Consider the following 15,842-nt stretch of genomic DNA (forward strand, 5'->3'; position numbering starts at 1 on the left):
CTCCGGCAGAGCGCCTTACGCTTTTCGTATGACATAATGAAGATTTGCCATTTGATCGAATGCAATCCATTCGCGTTCACTGACGGTTACTTTAGATGTGTGTGGGACGGCAAAAAAACGATGTTCATCAAAATAAATGCGTAAATGTGTCCCATCAGGGCAAATTGCTAGCTTTTGAATCTTCTTAGGAATGGGCGGAGTTTTGTCTTCCCATTCTTCGTCATAAATCGTGACACCAACTTTCGTATGGAGAAAGGGCTGTAATTCGGCCATATTAATGAGTGCCACAGCTAACACAGCCTTTCGTTTGGGGATAGATAGACATTTGATAGCCTTGTAAAAACATCCAAAAGTCTTCTTTTGCAGTTGCCTCGATATAGTCGATTGCCTCTTGCTCTGACTGCCATTTGCTCATCCCTTTAATTTCAGCGACGATGATCTCAAGATCGTCTTTCACCTTTTCATCCAAATACCATTGCAGGCGCATTCCTTTAAAAAGCTCCTTTAATAGTTGCTGAATTTCTTCTGCGAAATGCCCGGTTTTATTACGGATAAAACAAAAATCAATATATGTTTCACTATTCATCTTTTTTCACTCCTTCACTTTTGCGGTCCCTTTTATAAATGAATAAGGAGATTGGAAAAAGAACGAGATTTAAGCTACAAAAGATAAGCACATTGACATAATTTTCGTAGTAATATTGATGAACAAGATATTGTGTAAATATAATGTTAAGAAATAAAATCAAGCATAATGCGGCAAAGAATTGATGTTTACGTTTCATAGCGCTTCACCCTTACAGCATAAATGGTCCCGCCCTCAACGACGACTTCTATTTCTGGAAGTGCCCTTCTTGGCGGGCCAGCTGTTGGCACGCCTGTTTCAGCGTCAAATACACCAAAATGACAGGGACAGATCATATTGCCTTTTTCTTTTTCCCAAAAAACAGGGCAACGCAAATGAGTACACGCATTTTGATAAGCAACATACTTATTTTCTTTCAAACGAATGAGAATAGCACTATCGTGGTCAGCGGGATATTTAAAGTCAACTGCATCCCCAACAGCAAGATTTTTCACATCGACGATTTTTTTACGCGGATATTCCTTATTGCCAAGTCCGATTAGCTCTTTCGCCGCAACAGCACCCCACGGCAAGGAGGAGACGGCGAACAGCCCCGCCGCTCCGACCAATGTTTTCATAAATCCTCGCCGATCCAATTTTCTTTCCATATTTCTGTGAATATTATGCGTATAATTATCTTCGGCAAAAGGTTTATTCACTTTATCCTTCAACTTGCATCCCTCCTAAAACAGCTTTTCAATTCCTTGTAAAATACCTGGCAAACTTATTTTCACATTCGTTTCCCCTTCAAGCGGCATGCTCGTCACCCATTTATTATTATCAAGCTTGTATTGCTTTTGCTTGTTAGCAATCTCTTCATCTGTCAGCCATTGAATTGTATTTGATGGGCAAACACTCGCACACATTGGCGGAATATTATCTTTTGTCCGGTCAATACAAAGATCGCATTTATACATTAAGTTTTGCTCGGTATCAAATTTCGGAATTCCGTATGGGCAGGCGATTGTACAATTTTGACAGCCGATGCATTTTTCCACTAATGCGGATAAAACGGCTCCTGTTTCATGAATTTGAATCGCTTGTGCTGGACAGCTTCGCGCGCATGCTGGATCTACACAATGCAGACACATGAGTGGCATCGTTTGTGTATTCACAAATGGGTTCACATCGTATACGTAATTTCGATTTCGTTCATCATGTCCGCCACATTGTGTACATGCCGCTAAACAAGAGCGGCAGCCAATACAGTTTTCTAGTTCCAAGTACAGTCGACGTCTTGCAGTCATGTTCGTGCACCTACTTTTTCCTTTATTTTCTCCATCTGGGCTGCACATGCTTTAAACTCCGGCATTTTGGAAATTGGATCAAGCGCGGCAATAGTTAATAGATTAATAGATTCATCATGCCCAAAATGATAAGGAACAAAAACCGTATCCTGACGAATCGCCTCTGTAATTTTCACTTTATATTTCCCTTCGCCCCTGCGCGTATATAAACGAACAACTTCATCATGCTTCATGTCATATCCTGCTGCTGTTTCCGGATGCACCTCGACATAAGGTTCAGGACACATATCTTTTAAAAATGGAATTCTTCTCGTTTGGTTACCGGATAAATAATGATAGACAACCCTTCCCGTCGTTAAGCGCAATGGATACTTCTCACACGGTTCTTCTGCCGGCGGACGGTACGGAAGGGCAAAGATTTTCGCTCGGCCATCTGGATGATAGAATTTCTTATCAAGAAACATATATGGAGTTCCCTTATCATCCTCGTCTTTACACGGCCAAAAGACACCATCTTGTGCATCAATTTTCTCCCATGTCGCCCCATAATAATCGGCATCTCCACCTTTGGATGCGAGGCGGAATTCATCTGCAACATCTCGGGCTGTTTTCAGATGAGAAAAATATTTCCCTCTGCCAAGCCGCTCAGCAAGCTCGACTTGGATTTGCCAATCGGGTTTTGATTCCCCAACCGGCTCTTGCGCCTTATTGATTTTAATAATCCGGCCTTCAAGATTGGTTGTTGTCCCTTCGTCTTCTGACCAGGTCACACTTGGCAAAACGACATCGGCAAATTCCGCTGATTCAGATAAGTAAAAATCGGCACAGACCATAAAGTCTAAGTTTTTCATCGCCTTTCTGACAAAATTTAAATCTGGAGCAGAAACCGCGGGATTTGAGCAAAGTAGGTACAACCCACGAATTGTTTTTTCTTCCATTAATTCAAACATCTCGAAAGCCGATACACCCGGCTTTGGCATTTCTTCTGGTTTTATTCCCCATACTTTGGCAACTTCTTCAACATGCTTTGGATTTGTTAATTTTCGATATCCTGGTAATAAATCCGATTTCTGACCGTGTTCACGTCCGCCTTGGCCATTTCCTTGCCCTGTAAGCGTTGCGACACCAGATTTTGGTCGACCGATTTTTCCTGTCACTAGTGCCATATTCGTATACGCGGAAACATTATCAACACCTTTATGCTGCTGTTCAATTCCGCGGGCGAACATGACGACCGCATTTGGCGCTTTCCCATATATTTCAGCTGCACGAATAATTTTTTCTTGGGCAACACCTGTCAGCATGCTCGTATATTCAGGAGTAAAATCCTTCACAAGTGCCTTCGTTTCATCAAAGCCATTCGTATGACTATTAATAAATTCCTCGTCCGCGTACCCATTTTCAATTAATAGATGTAGAATGCCATTTGCAAGCGCTAAGTCCGTCCCTGGCATTAAGTCGAGGTGAACATCCGCTCTTCTAGCTAAAGGTGTTTCACGCGGATCAACGACGATGATGTAGCCGCCTCTTTCTTGAACATTCCATACTCGGAACATCGAAGTCGGATGACATTCCGCTGTATTGCTTCCCGCGATAAACAGACAATCCGTCTCATGAACATCTGTCCAAGGCAATGTTGAACCTCGGTCCACCCCGAAAGATCGAAGGAATCCGCCCGCCGCACTCGACATGCAAAAGCGGCCATTATAATCGATGTAACGTGTTTGCAACGCCACTCGGGCAAATTTTCCAGTCAAATAACATTTTTCATTTGTCATCGATACGCCGCTAAAAACAGATAGCGAATCTTTTCCGTAATTTTCTTGCAGCTCCTTGAATTTCTTCGCAATCAAATCATATGCTTCATCCCAGCTTGCCTCACGAAAACCTTCTTTCGTACCTTTTAATGAAGCATCGTCACGAATAAGCGGTTTTAAAATTCGATCCCTATGATTGGTTTGTTGGTAGGCCGTTACCCCTTTCGGACACATTTTTCCAACCGTAACAGGCCAATCATAACGCGGCTCAACGCCGATAATTTTATTTGTAGCTGTATTGACGCGTAAGTTCATGCCACATTGCATCCCGCAATAACTACAATGTGTTTTGATGAGCTTTTCATTCGGATGTGTAATATTCTCAATCTCTCGAAAAAACTTATCCCTTTGCATGTTGATTCTTCTCCTTGTGCTTAATTTCATGTGTAGGAATTCCCGAAAACTGTGCGATCCGATACTTTCTCTTACAAGGGAGACACATTTCAGCTAAATGAAATCCTTCCTCTTTTTCAAAACTAATCTCATTCACCGCAAGCACGTTGACAACATCTTTTGCTTGCTCCGTAGAAACGTATGTATCTCCACACACCTTACATGTAAAAGGGGCTACTTCTTGATAATGCTCCCGATAATTTTTAGCAAACACACTCATCGGACGGAATGGAATATGTGCTAGTTTTCCAAACGGTAAATAAATCATCGTAACAACAACCGAATATTGATGGATAAGTGACATTGTCGGCTGGCCCCAACCGTTAAGAAAAACATTCATGAACGTGAGTGCGAGCCCAGTAATACTCACGAATAACAGCAAATATAGCGGCAGAAAATCATAAATAATCGTTTGCTCCGCCCGTGCTTGCATGTTCTTCAGACGGCGATACATGACCATGCATACACCTGTAATGACGAAAATCGAAGAAAAATTTAATGCATTATAGAAAAAGAAAGAAATGATCCCATCCGCCTTTACGGTCATTAAATCGATTCCCATACCGACGACTGTGTAATATCCATTTTCAGACATCGTAAAATACATCCAACCAAATACGAGCGGAAAAGTAACCAAACAGGAAAGAATACATCCCCAACCGATTAAAAAATGCTGAGTCCAACGATACAATCCCCGGTTCCAAATAAATTTATGTGTCGCTAAATGTTCAACCGAAGTTTTTGGCGTTGATTTGCGAAATAATAATTTCAACCCTTTTTTAATAATGATTTTTGTTGGCGGTCTTTCTCCCCAAGCGATAAAGCGATAAAAAAAGCCACCAAGAAATACAATTGTCCCAACCATATAGCCGTATAAATTCAAGTCGACACTTGTAAACATTCTCGTGCCAATAAAAGATAAAATAACAAGACCACTAACGCTAAAAAACATCGATTTAGCATATTTTGATGCAAAAGCACGATCGATCGAATGTTTTTCTTTTTTATTGACCGCAACCACGTCTGCTTGCATAATTCGATTCCTCCTCTTCTTGCTATGTACTTTTATTGTAAATCTCTAGCTTAAAATTCAATATCGGGGAAACCCCCTATTTAGGTGGAGGAATTCCCTGATTTTATTTAAAATGCCATGATGGCGAGTGATTTGACGCTGCCTTATCGACCGGATTTCTAATAAAGCAGGGAGCGGTGTCCATTTGACGCTTCCTTTTCGACCGGATTTCTAGTAAAGCAGGGAGCATTGTCCTTTAGACACTCCCTTTTCGACCGGATTTCTAATAAAGCAGGGAGTAATGTCCATTAGACACTCCCTATTCGACCGGATTTCTAATAAAACAGGGAGCGATGTCCATTAGACACTTCCTTTTCGACCGGATTTCTAATAAAACAGGGAGCGATGTCCATTTGACACTCCCTTTTCGACCGGATCTCTAATAAAGCAGGGAGCGATGTCCATTAGACGCTCCCTTTTCGACCGGATCTCTAATAAAGCGGGGAGCATTGTCCTTTAGACACTCCCTTTTCGACCGGATTTCTAATAAAGCAGGGAGCATTGCCCATTTGACACTCCCTTTTCGACCGGATTTCTAATAAAGTAGGGAGCATTGTCCTTTAGAGGCTTCCTTTTCGACCGGATTTCTAATAAAGCAGGGAGTAATGTCCATTAGACACTCCCTTTTCGACCGGATTTCTAATAAAACAGGGAGCGATGTCCATTAGACGCTCCCTTTTCGACCGGATTTCTAATAAAGCAGGGAGCATTGTCCTTTAGACACTCCCTTTTCGACCGGATTTCTAATAAAACAGGGAGCGATGTCCATTAGACGCTCCCTTTTCGACCGGATCTCTAATAAAAAAGGAAGCATTGTCCTTTAGACACTCCCTTTTCGACCGGATTTCTAATAAAACAGGGAGCATTGTCCTTTAGACACTTCCTTTTCGACCGGATTTCTAATAAAAAAGGGAGCATTGTCCTTTAGACACTTCCTTTTCGACCGGATTTCTAATAAAGCAGGGAGCATTGTCCTTTAGACACTCCCTTATCAACTGGATAAAAAAACATCCCAGTCAAAATTCAGACTGGGATGTTTTCACCTAATTTCCTCTACCTTTTCTTCCGTAATTGGAGTTGCGATTTGCAAATTTCATTGGATCCTCACCATCGGAAAATTCAACCGTATACTCGGTTTCTTCGATGTTTCGTTTCGGTGTTTTTGCATGTTTTTCAGCGGCATTTCTTGCAGCTTTACGCTTAACCATTTCGCTAACTCTCCCTTTTTTAGATTTGTATTGTTAGCTTCCCCTGCTTTTTCCTTTCTAGCCATTTGATTTACCTAATTAATAATCTGTTTTCAAATTCCTATTTTCCCCCAATCGATAACGCAGTAGGAAAGGTAAAAATAAATGAGTACATCTCGTACTTTAGGCAACACTACTTGTTGAATAAAAACGAAAAGGGTGACAAACATGGCAAAAGATAAACAAACTCGGAAAAGCCATCAAGCAGGTAGTCGTGGAAAAGCTGCACCGAGTGTAACCCCCCAAGGCTATGGGGATACTGAATTCGCTGAAGAACCAAAAAGTAAACTGGAAAATGCCGCGAAAAAGAAAAATACAAAATAAACAAAGCAATCGGCATTTAGCCGATTGCTTTGTTTATTTAATGGATATAATAAAAGCGACAATTTTCCCGAGGTGACATGATGGAATTTCCGATTATTCACACAAGTATTTGGGACGGAGTCATCGCTGTTCCATTAATCGTAATTATGACTCAATTTTTCAAATTATTTCCGATCCCCCGCCACTACTTCCCTACAATCGCTGCCATTTTTGGTTATACGATCTCAATTTTTTATAGCCATCGTTACAATATATGGGCAGGAATTATTATGGGTGGATTTTACAGTGGCGCCGCCATCGGTTTGTACTCTTCATTAAAAACATCTTGGTATGCGTTTCGAAAGGAGAAACGTGAGAGTTAATCGGCATTGCAAGTTATAAAGATATGACTATAATCACCAATCCATTTTATATGCATAAAATGCCTATACATTTAAATGGAAGTGGTGAAAAATATTATGGTATCTTATATGGATTACACTTCTCCATCCACTCAGTACTTCTTTGACGTAAACAAAAGCCCTTTATTTAGAAAAGATAGTAATAACTATATCAATGTATTAGGAATCCAGCAGTTAAATTCTTTGGAAAATACATCTCTTCTTGATATTTTCCTTAGTAAGAATAATGTGATAGAGCCCCATTACCATCAAAATGCTGCCCAACTCGTTTATTGTATTTCTGGAGCGGCCACGATTTCCTTGCTGAATCCATTTACAAAACAAATCCAGAATTATTCAGTTACACCAGGACAAGTAGCGAACATTCCACAAGGATGGTGGCATTATGAGGTTGCCACTGCTGATCACACACATCTTCTCGCTATTTTTAATGCACCAACTCCAGAAGTCATTTTAGGCTCCGATATTTTAAAATTTACTCCCGCAAAAATTATGGCACATACTTACTGCCTCGATAAGAATGAATGGAAAAAAGCAATCGCACCGGTTAAGCCGAGCACATATATAGGCCCATACGAGAATTGCAACAGGGAAACAGGAAATATGCCATATATGAACATGTATAATCAACAGCAAGAGTATATTCGACAATATCCAACATCTTACAACCATAGGTATTGGTCATACTGATCTGAACATATCGAAAAGAATAGAATTTAATTTAAATAAAAAAAGCAAGAGTTCATTACGCCCCTTGCTACCACCCATTTTAAAGATACGGCCCCGGCAGGAATTGAACCTGCGACGCACGGTTTAGGAAACCGACGCTCTATCCACTGAGCTACGGAGCCATGTTATTACTTATTACATTTTTTTATTATACATCACGTCCATTTAGATGAAAAGACCCATAGAAAAATTTAAAAACCCTTAAAAATAAAGCCATAATTCCGACACAATTATTTGAACTCCGCGATTATATTACAAAGTTCCTTTGATTATCAGTAAAAGTTCCCCTATAATTATTGGTAGACATATATGATTCGTGAAAAGAAAGACATCCTCTTTCTTTTTTCACATACAGCTACTAAATGATTACTTGTGGGAGGGAATTTTATATGGAACTTGGAGTATTTCTAGGAATTATGGGTATACTTGGAGTAGTAGGTGCATTTCTACTATTTATTATTGGAAAATCAATGAATTCTGAGGATGCTAGTACAATCGATGAATTGCCTCAAAACGATTTCAATCAAAAATAAAACAATGATTACTATCTCCTGCTAAAAATTGCAGGAGATTTTTCTTTTTGCTAAAATATCAGAATTTTGTTTTTATTAATATGGCAATCGGGTATACTTATATTATACTTCTCGAAATGACCACAAAATTTGGAGGGATGATTTATGGATTTATGGGTAACACTCTGTCTACTTGCTGTTTTAGGGTCCATTGCTCTATTTCTCTGTTACTTCATTAGTGGGGCGTTAGATTTCGATGATGCAAAAAGAGTTGACAAAGCCCGTTTAGGGGACTTCGATGATGAATCATAATGATACTTATTGGAAAATCGCTGCGTTCACTAACAAACGCAGCGATTTTATGTTTACAGTTGATAATTTAAACTAATTAGTTTCATCCTCGTCATTTCTCGAATCGCATATTTCACTCCCTCATGTCCATATCCTGAATTTTTCATACCGCCATAAGGCATATGGTCAAAACGAAGGGTCGGTACATCATTAACAAGGACTTGACCAACTTCAAGCTCGTGGGCAAAATAAAGGGCTTGTTTTAAATTGTTTGTAAACACTCCGGCATTTAATCCATACTGACTATCGTTCATACGTTCAAGCGCTTCTTCCCCTGACTGTACTCGATTAATAACAACGACAGGTCCAAACACTTCTTCACACACGACTTTTTCAGTAACCGCCACATTCGTTAGAACAGTCGGTGCAATGCCGGTGCCTTGTGCTTCTCCCCCAAAAAGTAGATTTGCGCCGCCATCCACCGCTTCCTTTATCCAAGCAAGAACGCGTTGTTGGGACATTCTATCAATCATTCCCGTAATGACAGTTTCCTCATTGAAGGGATCTCCGAACGTAAGTTTTTTCGCCTCTTTTATAAAAGCATCCAAAAATTTGCTCTCGATCGCTTGATGAACGTAAATTCGTTGGGTATGGATACATACTTGCCCATTATAAGCGAATGAACCATTTACTGCTTTTTCCACAACTACGTCTAGCTCGTCTTTCATCGACTCATCTACATATAAAGCAGAATTGCTCCCAAGCTCTAATGTCATTCTTTTCAAGCCTGCTTGATTTTTTATTTGCCTTCCAACCGCCGGACTGCCTGTAAAGGAAATTTTTTGCACCCGTTCATCTTCTAAGAGCACTTTCACAAGCGTTCGCCCATCACCAGGGATGACATTCAATGCTCCATTTGGCAGACCCGCTTCTGTAAAAAGCTCTGCAAGCTTTAAAGCGGATAGCGGTGTTTTTTCAGCCGGTTTTACGACTAATGTGTTGCCTGCTGCAATTGCCGGGCCTACTTTATGCACAACAAGATTTAACGGAAAATTAAAAGGAGTAATCGCCCCAATGACACCAAGCGGTTGAAAAATCGTATATGCATCACGTCCAGCCCCGCCAGCCGCCGCATCCAGTGAAATGTATTCACCGTTATTCCGTTTCGCTTCTTCCCCGGAAAATTGCAATGTTTGAACAGAGCGATCGACCTCGGCCCGTGATGCAGTAATCGGTTTTCCAGCTTCAACCGTAATGATTTTTGAGAATTCCTCTTTCCTTGACTGTAATAGCTTGGCTGCTTTAAATAAAATGTCCGCTCGTTCCAATGAAGTTATCCGTTTCATGCGTTGAAAAGCGTGATGGGCAATAGTAATTGCTTGCTCCATATCATTAGCCGTTCCTTCTCCAATCTTAGCAATCACTTCGGCATTATATGGGTTCATCAGTTCATACGTTTTTCCTGTATTTACATATTTTCCATCTAAATAAAGCCCGACCTTCATCCTTTCCACCCCTCGCAATGATTTATTTTCACTATATCAAACTTCAGAAAAGAATTCGTCAATCGTGTTTGACAAAACCGTTCATACTGTTTATATTGTATATTAACAGTTGTTTGCGCAATAAAATAATATGCTGAGGGTGCCAAGATGAATATTATTATTTCCAATCAAGATGAGCGGCCGATTTATGAACAGATCAAGGAACAGTTGAAAGAACAAATTTTACGTGGGGATTTGCTAGAAAAATCTCCGCTTCCTTCGATTCGCAAGCTCGCCAAGGAATTGAAAATTAGCGTGATCACAACGAAAAGAGCTTATGATGAGTTGGAAAACGAAGGGTTTATTGAAACATTTCCAGGGAAAGGTTCGTTCGTTGCAACGCAAAATCAGGAATTATTAAAAGAAAAGCAAATGAAATTTATTGAAGATCAACTTCAACACGTCATCGAGAGTAGCAAGGCATACAATATTGACTTAGACGAATTGATCCAAATGTTAACGTTACTTTATGAGGAGTGATTGCTTTGGGAAAAATGATGGAAGTAAAAAACATATCGAAAAAGTTAAAGGATTTTCAATTAAATCAGGTTTCATTCGATTTTCAAGAAGGTTATATTATGGGTTTAATCGGACCAAATGGCGCGGGTAAAAGTACATTGATCCGCTGTTTAATGGATCTAATGAAAGTCGATCAAGGGGAAATCAAATTATTTAATTTGACACACGAAGAACATACAAAGGAAATCAAACAAAGGATTGGCTTTGTTTATGATGAAAGTCATTTTTACGAAGATTTGACGCTTGAAAAAAACAAACGGATCATCGCTCCATTTTATAAAAATTGGGATGATCAAGCTTTTTATCAGTATATTGAATCATTCCGATTGCCACTTAAAAAGAAAGTGAAGCATTTATCGAAAGGGATGAAAATGAAATTTGCGATTGCAATTGCCTTATCGCATCATCCAGATTTAATTATTTTAGATGAGCCGACTTCAGGTCTTGATCCGGTTTTCCGGCGAGAATTGCTCGATATATTACAAGATTTTATTCAAACTGAACATAAATCCGTTTTCTTTTCTACCCATATTACAACCGATTTAGAACAGATTGCCGATTATATTACCTTTATTCATCAAGGAGAAATCATCTTTAGTAAAGAAACAGACGAGATTTTAGAGGATTACAAACTTGTCAAAGGTCCTAAAGAGCTTGCTGAACAGATGGATGATTATGATCTCATTGGCATAAAACAAACGAGTGTTGGATTTGAGGCGCTTGTCAAAGGTAATATCGTTGAAACGGAACAACTTGTTTTTCTACAACCTAATTTGGAGGACATTATGTATTACACAGTGAAAGGAAGTTCCAAATGAGGCAGCTGATTCTGAAAGATTTATATATTCAAAAGCCGATGGCATATCTCTTTCCACTTTTCTTTTTACTGATCATGTTTTTCAATCTTGTTATTTTGGGAACTGAATACTTTTTCATTATTGCGATTACCTTTTCTGCGATTTGGCTTTCTATCTACTCCAATTTTGGTGTAACATCGAGCGATACATTACAAAAGCGATTGATGGCAAGCCTTCCTGTAACACGAATAAACGTCGTTCAAGCCAAATTTGTAGCGGCTCTCGTTTGGTGGGGAATCAGCTTTCTATTTTTCACAGTTATTTTTGTAATCATAGCAATTGCAACTCCAGTGAGCTTTCACTTACCGAGCGGATACATGTTTCTCATCTCAATTTCTGCTCTATACATGGCTGTTTCTATTTTTTATCCGCTTTATTTCATCTTCAGTTATCAAATAGCAGCATTAAGTACAATCGTATTGGTCATGGCTGCGGTTTTTGGCATTCGATTTTTCGCTTCCAATTTACCTGACTTGGAGATCACCGTGCCAATTTTCACTTTGCTCGCTATTGCTATCAGTCTATTTATGGCAAGCTTATCATACCTTGGGACAATTAAAATCTTTAATAATAAAGATTTGTAAAGGATGTTGAATATGATTCAGTTAATAAAAGCCGATCTAAAAAGCACCAAAATCCTTGCTTATGTAGCAATGATTCCAGCGGTCATCGTTCTAGCATTTTTCGCTCATATCTTTAATGTTTCTCCTTTTTATTCAGGGATCTCTCTTATTGCGCTTGGTCTTAGTTTTGAATCATTTACGAAGCAGAAAAAGGATGGAATTCAACCGCTTATCCTTAGTTTGCCAGTAACAAGAAAGGATTACATCGCAGCAAAATATATAATCTTTATTCCTTGGTTTCTAATTGCTACTGTTATTATGACCATCTGGTTTCTATTAATCGAAAAAGGCATACAATTTTTCAATTTCAAATTATGGATTTTCACCTTTTTTATTACGCTAACGATTGCTGCATTGTTTTTCATTATCCATTATTTTGCGAATGCATTAGCATTGATTTTGTTTGTCTTTTTTATAAGTCTCTTCGTGACTCTTGATATATCTGAAGGACTAACGATGTTTTTTTCATCCTTTTCCTCTTGGCTTATATACCCAAGTGCCATATTATTATCGTATCTTTCCTATTTGATTATCGTTACATCATTTGCTAAGAAAAATCTTCCTTAAAAAAACAAAAGATGAGCTCATTTCGCTCATCTTTTGTTTCGTTCTCGATCTAAATTAACTGCCTCCAATAAGCGAAGCGGGACTGAAAACGTATGTTGGTCTAGCGAGAGTGTTGTTAACTCTTCATCATCATCCTCAGCCTTAATTTCACTAACTTCCTCATGGAGACGCTCCATTTTTTGATCCAATTCAGTTGCTGCCATTGCCGCTTCCTTCAGTTCCATCGTCAAACGTGCGGGAATTTCCTTGTCATATTTATAATAAATTTTATGTTCCAAGCTTGCCCAGAAATCCATAGCAATCGTGCGAATTTGTATTTCTACAAGTACCTGTTCTTCCCTATCTGACATAAATACAGGTACCTTCACAATTAAATGCAAACTTTGATATCCATTTGGTTTCGGATTTTTAATATAATCTTTCAATTCTATGACTTCAATGTCTTTTTGCCGTAAAAGCATTTCACTTAAGCGATAAATATCAGATCGGAAAGCGCATGTAATGCGAATGCCGGCAATGTCGTGTATATTTTCTTTAATCGCTGGCAATGACATAGCAATGTTTTTACGGGCTACTTTTTTCAAAATACTTTCTGGTGATTTCAAACGGGAAGATGTATGTTCAATTGGGCTGTATTCATGAATATAATGGAATTCTTCTTTTAGTATATTAATTTTTGTATTCATTTCGTCTAATGCAAATTTATACGCCATCATAAAACGAGTGAGTTCAACTTTCATTTCTTTCATATTTTCCAGTGTAAATGTCGTCATTTCTTTCATCTTTATCCCTCAGTTTCATGGATTGTTTACAACACTTTTATTATGACTAACTGGTCACTATAAGTCAAGATCCGATGAATTATTATATAAAAATAATAAAGAATCTTCGCTCACTCAATTGAACCCTTTAGACGTTAAACATGATACTCTGACCAACTAGTCATCATAATGACTAACACTCAAAAAAAGGAGCCATCATCATGGCTCCTTTTTTCATTTAATAAAAATTCGATTTTCTTCTCCACTTGTTACAGAACCAGTCTGAATCTCTACATTTTCTCCTTCAGCCAAATTTGTAAAAATAATTGGCGTAATGATGGACGTTGCTTTTTCTGAGATGAAGTCAAGATCCACACTTAATAGTGGCTGTCCTGCTTTCACTTCATCGCCTTCCGACACGAACACTTCAAATCCTTCCCCTTGCAATTGGACAGTATCGATTCCGACATGAATTAGAACTTCGCGGCCGTTGTCAGACATAATCCCTATTGCATGTTTTGTCGGGAATACATTGATGATTTTTCCATCTACTGGTGAAACAACCATTCCTTCTTCAGGCTTAATCGCAAAACCGTCTCCCATCATTTTTTGAGAAAATACAGCATCAGGTACTTCGGAGATTGGTAATATTTCACCTGTCATCGGTGCAGCAATCACATCTTCTCCTTCGCTTAGAGAAGCTGTTTCTGTTGCTGGGACAACTTGTTCTACTCTTGGTTTTTTTCCGCTCATAATATCATGTATTTGACCTTTAATGATTTCAGAACGTGGCCCAAAAATAGCTTGAATATTGTTTCCAACTTCAAGAACACCGGCTGCCCCTAATTTTTTCAACTCATCTTTATCGACATTTTTAATATCATTAACTGAAACACGAAGGCGAGTAATACACGCATCTAGATTTCCAATATTTTCTTGACCACCCATTGCTTCAAGTATATTGAAGGCAAGGTCTGCATTGCCTGCTGCAGCTGAATCAGCCGCTTCCTCTTCATCAATCTTTTCCCGTCCTGGTGTGATTAAATTAAATTTATGAATCATGAAGCGGAATAGGAAATAATAAATAACTGCAAATACTAGTCCAAGTAAGATTGCTATCCACCAAGGTTCTCTTCCAGGCAGAATTCCAAATAAGAAGAAATCGATTGCCCCACCTGAGAACGTATAGCCAATATTCACGTTTAAATACGTCATTAAAACGAATGACAATCCATCCAAGAAGGCGTGAATAAAAAATAAGACAGGTGACAAAAACAAAAATGAGAACTCAAGTGGTTCAGTAATCCCTGTTAAAAATGATGTTAATGCACCTGAAATCATTAATCCGGCTACAAACTTTTTCCGTTCAGGACGAGCAGCATGATACATCGCAAGTGCAGCCGCTGGTAATCCAAACATCATAATTGGGAATTCACCGGCCATAAAATGACCAGCTGTAATGTCTACACCATCTCTAAGTTGAGCAAAGAAAATCGTCATATCACCACGAACAATCGCTCCACTTGCTGTCGTGTAAGATCCAAACTCATACCAAAACGGAGCATGGAAAATATGGTGCAATCCAAATGGAATGAGCAAACGTTTAATAAATCCGAAGAAGAAAACAGCGATATACGTTCCTTCCTCAATTAACCAAAGTGATGCACTATTCATGCCACTTTGAATCGGCGGCCAAATGATTAATAATAATAAACCTGCAATGAAAGAGATTCCAGCTGTTGCAATCGGCACAAATCGTTTTCCAGCGAAAAAGCCGAGGAAAGATGGCATTTCAATTGCATGGTATTTGTTATAGCAAAAAGCTGCAATCAGCCCGACAATGATCCCACCGAAAACACCTGTTTGTAATGTTGGAATCCCTAAAACAAGTCCGTAACCTGGGTTATCAGCAATCATTTCCGATGAAACACCTAGCCAAGAGCTCATTACTTGATTCATTACTAAATAACCAACAAGTGCAGCAAGTCCAGCAGCACCATCTTTCGCTAAACCAATTGCTACCCCGATCGCAAAAATAAGCGCCAAATTACCAAAAATAATTCCACCTGCGTCCTCCATAACCGATGCTGTTAATTGAATCCAATCCGCATGTAAGAATGGTAGCGCGCGAAGCATCGTTTCTTGTTGGGCAGCATTACCAAATCCAAGTAATAATCCAGCAGCCGGAAGTAAAGCGACTGGTAACATTAGAGCTTGACCAACTTTTTGTAACACACCAAATGCTTTTTTAAACATTTGAATATCCTCCTTAAAACTATTATTTTTCTCTTCTCAAAATATAGCAACAAAAAA

20 protein-coding genes and 1 tRNA gene are annotated in these 15,842 nt (G+C 39.0%); 9 read left to right on the forward strand and 12 right to left on the reverse strand.

The window, feature by feature from the left end; translation table 11 throughout:
- Positions 1–15 precede the first annotated feature (15 nt).
- From KHA95_RS14260 to KHA95_RS14295, 8 genes are all read right to left on the reverse strand, one after another.
- A complete protein-coding gene (locus tag KHA95_RS14260) occupies positions 16–288 on the reverse strand; it encodes a hypothetical protein (RefSeq protein WP_349305483.1) in 273 nt (90 codons plus the stop codon).
- The gene (locus tag KHA95_RS14265; protein ID WP_213138197.1) at positions 275–586 is read right to left on the reverse strand and encodes a hypothetical protein; all 312 of its coding nucleotides are present in this window, start codon (positions 584–586) and stop codon (positions 275–277) included. Before KHA95_RS14265 ends, KHA95_RS14260 begins: the two co-directional genes overlap by 14 nt.
- Positions 579–785: a hypothetical protein gene (locus KHA95_RS14270; protein ID WP_213138198.1), complete on the reverse strand. Its 207-nt coding sequence runs from the start codon at positions 783–785 to the stop codon at positions 579–581. The genes KHA95_RS14265 and KHA95_RS14270 overlap by 8 nt, the downstream gene beginning before the upstream one ends.
- Positions 775–1,296, reverse strand: coding sequence for a Rieske 2Fe-2S domain-containing protein (locus KHA95_RS14275; RefSeq protein WP_213138199.1), 522 nt, complete (start codon positions 1,294–1,296; stop codon positions 775–777). Before KHA95_RS14275 ends, KHA95_RS14270 begins: the two co-directional genes overlap by 11 nt.
- A gap of 12 nt (positions 1,297–1,308) precedes the next feature.
- The gene (locus KHA95_RS14280) at positions 1,309–1,872 is read right to left on the reverse strand and encodes a 4Fe-4S dicluster domain-containing protein (RefSeq protein ID WP_213138200.1); all 564 of its coding nucleotides are present in this window, start codon (positions 1,870–1,872) and stop codon (positions 1,309–1,311) included.
- Positions 1,869–4,043, reverse strand: a complete 2,175-nt coding sequence (locus KHA95_RS14285) for a molybdopterin oxidoreductase family protein (protein ID WP_213138201.1) — start codon at positions 4,041–4,043, stop codon at positions 1,869–1,871. The genes KHA95_RS14280 and KHA95_RS14285 overlap by 4 nt, the downstream gene beginning before the upstream one ends.
- Positions 4,030–5,115: a hypothetical protein gene (locus KHA95_RS14290; RefSeq protein WP_213138202.1), complete on the reverse strand. Its 1,086-nt coding sequence runs from the start codon at positions 5,113–5,115 to the stop codon at positions 4,030–4,032. Before KHA95_RS14290 ends, KHA95_RS14285 begins: the two co-directional genes overlap by 14 nt.
- A 1,082-nt stretch (positions 5,116–6,197) precedes the next feature.
- Entirely contained in the window at positions 6,198–6,362 is a 165-nt protein-coding gene (locus tag KHA95_RS14295; protein WP_213138203.1) for a hypothetical protein, read from the reverse strand.
- Between the two features lie 207 nt (positions 6,363–6,569).
- On the opposite strand from KHA95_RS14295, the gene sspL reads away from it, so the two are divergent.
- From sspL to KHA95_RS14310, 3 genes are all read left to right on the forward strand, one after another.
- Positions 6,570–6,725 (forward strand): small, acid-soluble spore protein L, encoded by a 156-nt coding sequence (gene sspL, locus KHA95_RS14300; protein WP_213138204.1) that lies wholly within the window; start codon positions 6,570–6,572, stop codon positions 6,723–6,725.
- A gap of 80 nt (positions 6,726–6,805) precedes the next feature.
- A complete protein-coding gene (locus KHA95_RS14305) occupies positions 6,806–7,087 on the forward strand; it encodes a hypothetical protein (RefSeq protein WP_213138205.1) in 282 nt (93 codons plus the stop codon).
- Between the two features lie 96 nt (positions 7,088–7,183).
- Positions 7,184–7,816, forward strand: coding sequence for a cupin domain-containing protein (locus tag KHA95_RS14310; RefSeq protein ID WP_213138206.1), 633 nt, complete (start codon positions 7,184–7,186; stop codon positions 7,814–7,816).
- A gap of 88 nt (positions 7,817–7,904) precedes the next feature.
- Here KHA95_RS14310 and KHA95_RS14315 read toward each other — a convergent pair.
- Positions 7,905–7,977: transfer RNA gene (locus KHA95_RS14315), tRNA-Arg, on the reverse strand.
- 267 nt (positions 7,978–8,244) lie between these two features.
- Here KHA95_RS14315 and KHA95_RS14320 point away from each other — a divergent pair.
- The gene (locus KHA95_RS14320) at positions 8,245–8,388 is read left to right on the forward strand and encodes a hypothetical protein (protein ID WP_213138207.1); all 144 of its coding nucleotides are present in this window, start codon (positions 8,245–8,247) and stop codon (positions 8,386–8,388) included.
- 144 nt (positions 8,389–8,532) lie between these two features.
- On the forward strand, positions 8,533–8,679 hold the full coding sequence (locus KHA95_RS14325) for a hypothetical protein (protein WP_213138208.1): 147 nt from the start codon (positions 8,533–8,535) through the stop codon (positions 8,677–8,679).
- A gap of 53 nt (positions 8,680–8,732) precedes the next feature.
- Here the strand turns inward: KHA95_RS14325 and KHA95_RS14330 are convergent, their stop codons facing one another.
- On the reverse strand, positions 8,733–10,163 hold the full coding sequence (locus KHA95_RS14330; RefSeq protein ID WP_213138209.1) for an aldehyde dehydrogenase family protein: 1,431 nt from the start codon (positions 10,161–10,163) through the stop codon (positions 8,733–8,735).
- A 147-nt stretch (positions 10,164–10,310) separates the two neighbouring features.
- On the opposite strand from KHA95_RS14330, the gene KHA95_RS14335 reads away from it, so the two are divergent.
- The 4 genes from KHA95_RS14335 to KHA95_RS14350 are packed head-to-tail and all read left to right on the forward strand — an operon-like array spanning position 10,311 to position 12,768.
- Positions 10,311–10,682, forward strand: coding sequence for a GntR family transcriptional regulator (locus KHA95_RS14335; RefSeq protein WP_213138210.1), 372 nt, complete (start codon positions 10,311–10,313; stop codon positions 10,680–10,682).
- Positions 10,683–10,687: 5 nt separating this feature from the next.
- A complete protein-coding gene (locus KHA95_RS14340) occupies positions 10,688–11,539 on the forward strand; it encodes an ABC transporter ATP-binding protein (protein ID WP_213138211.1) in 852 nt (283 codons plus the stop codon).
- Positions 11,536–12,162, forward strand: a complete 627-nt coding sequence (locus tag KHA95_RS14345; RefSeq protein WP_213138212.1) for an ABC-2 transporter permease — start codon at positions 11,536–11,538, stop codon at positions 12,160–12,162. Before KHA95_RS14340 ends, KHA95_RS14345 begins: the two co-directional genes overlap by 4 nt.
- 12 nt (positions 12,163–12,174) lie before the next feature.
- On the forward strand, positions 12,175–12,768 hold the full coding sequence (locus KHA95_RS14350; protein WP_213138213.1) for an ABC-2 transporter permease: 594 nt from the start codon (positions 12,175–12,177) through the stop codon (positions 12,766–12,768).
- 26 nt (positions 12,769–12,794) lie between these two features.
- Here KHA95_RS14350 and KHA95_RS14355 read toward each other — a convergent pair whose 3' ends face one another.
- Both KHA95_RS14355 and ptsG read right to left on the reverse strand, forming a co-directional pair.
- Positions 12,795–13,541 carry a GTP pyrophosphokinase gene (locus KHA95_RS14355; protein WP_249316979.1) on the reverse strand — a complete coding sequence of 249 codons (747 nt, stop codon included), beginning with the start codon at positions 13,539–13,541 and terminating at the stop codon, positions 12,795–12,797.
- Between the two features lie 222 nt (positions 13,542–13,763).
- Entirely contained in the window at positions 13,764–15,785 is a 2,022-nt protein-coding gene (gene ptsG / locus KHA95_RS14360; protein WP_213138214.1) for a glucose-specific PTS transporter subunit IIBC, read from the reverse strand.
- Between the last annotated feature and the right edge of the window lie 57 nt (positions 15,786–15,842).

It is taken from the genome of Bacillus sp. FJAT-50079, from assembly GCF_018343515.1.
Lineage (GTDB): Bacteria > Bacillota > Bacilli > Bacillales > Bacillaceae_C > Lederbergia.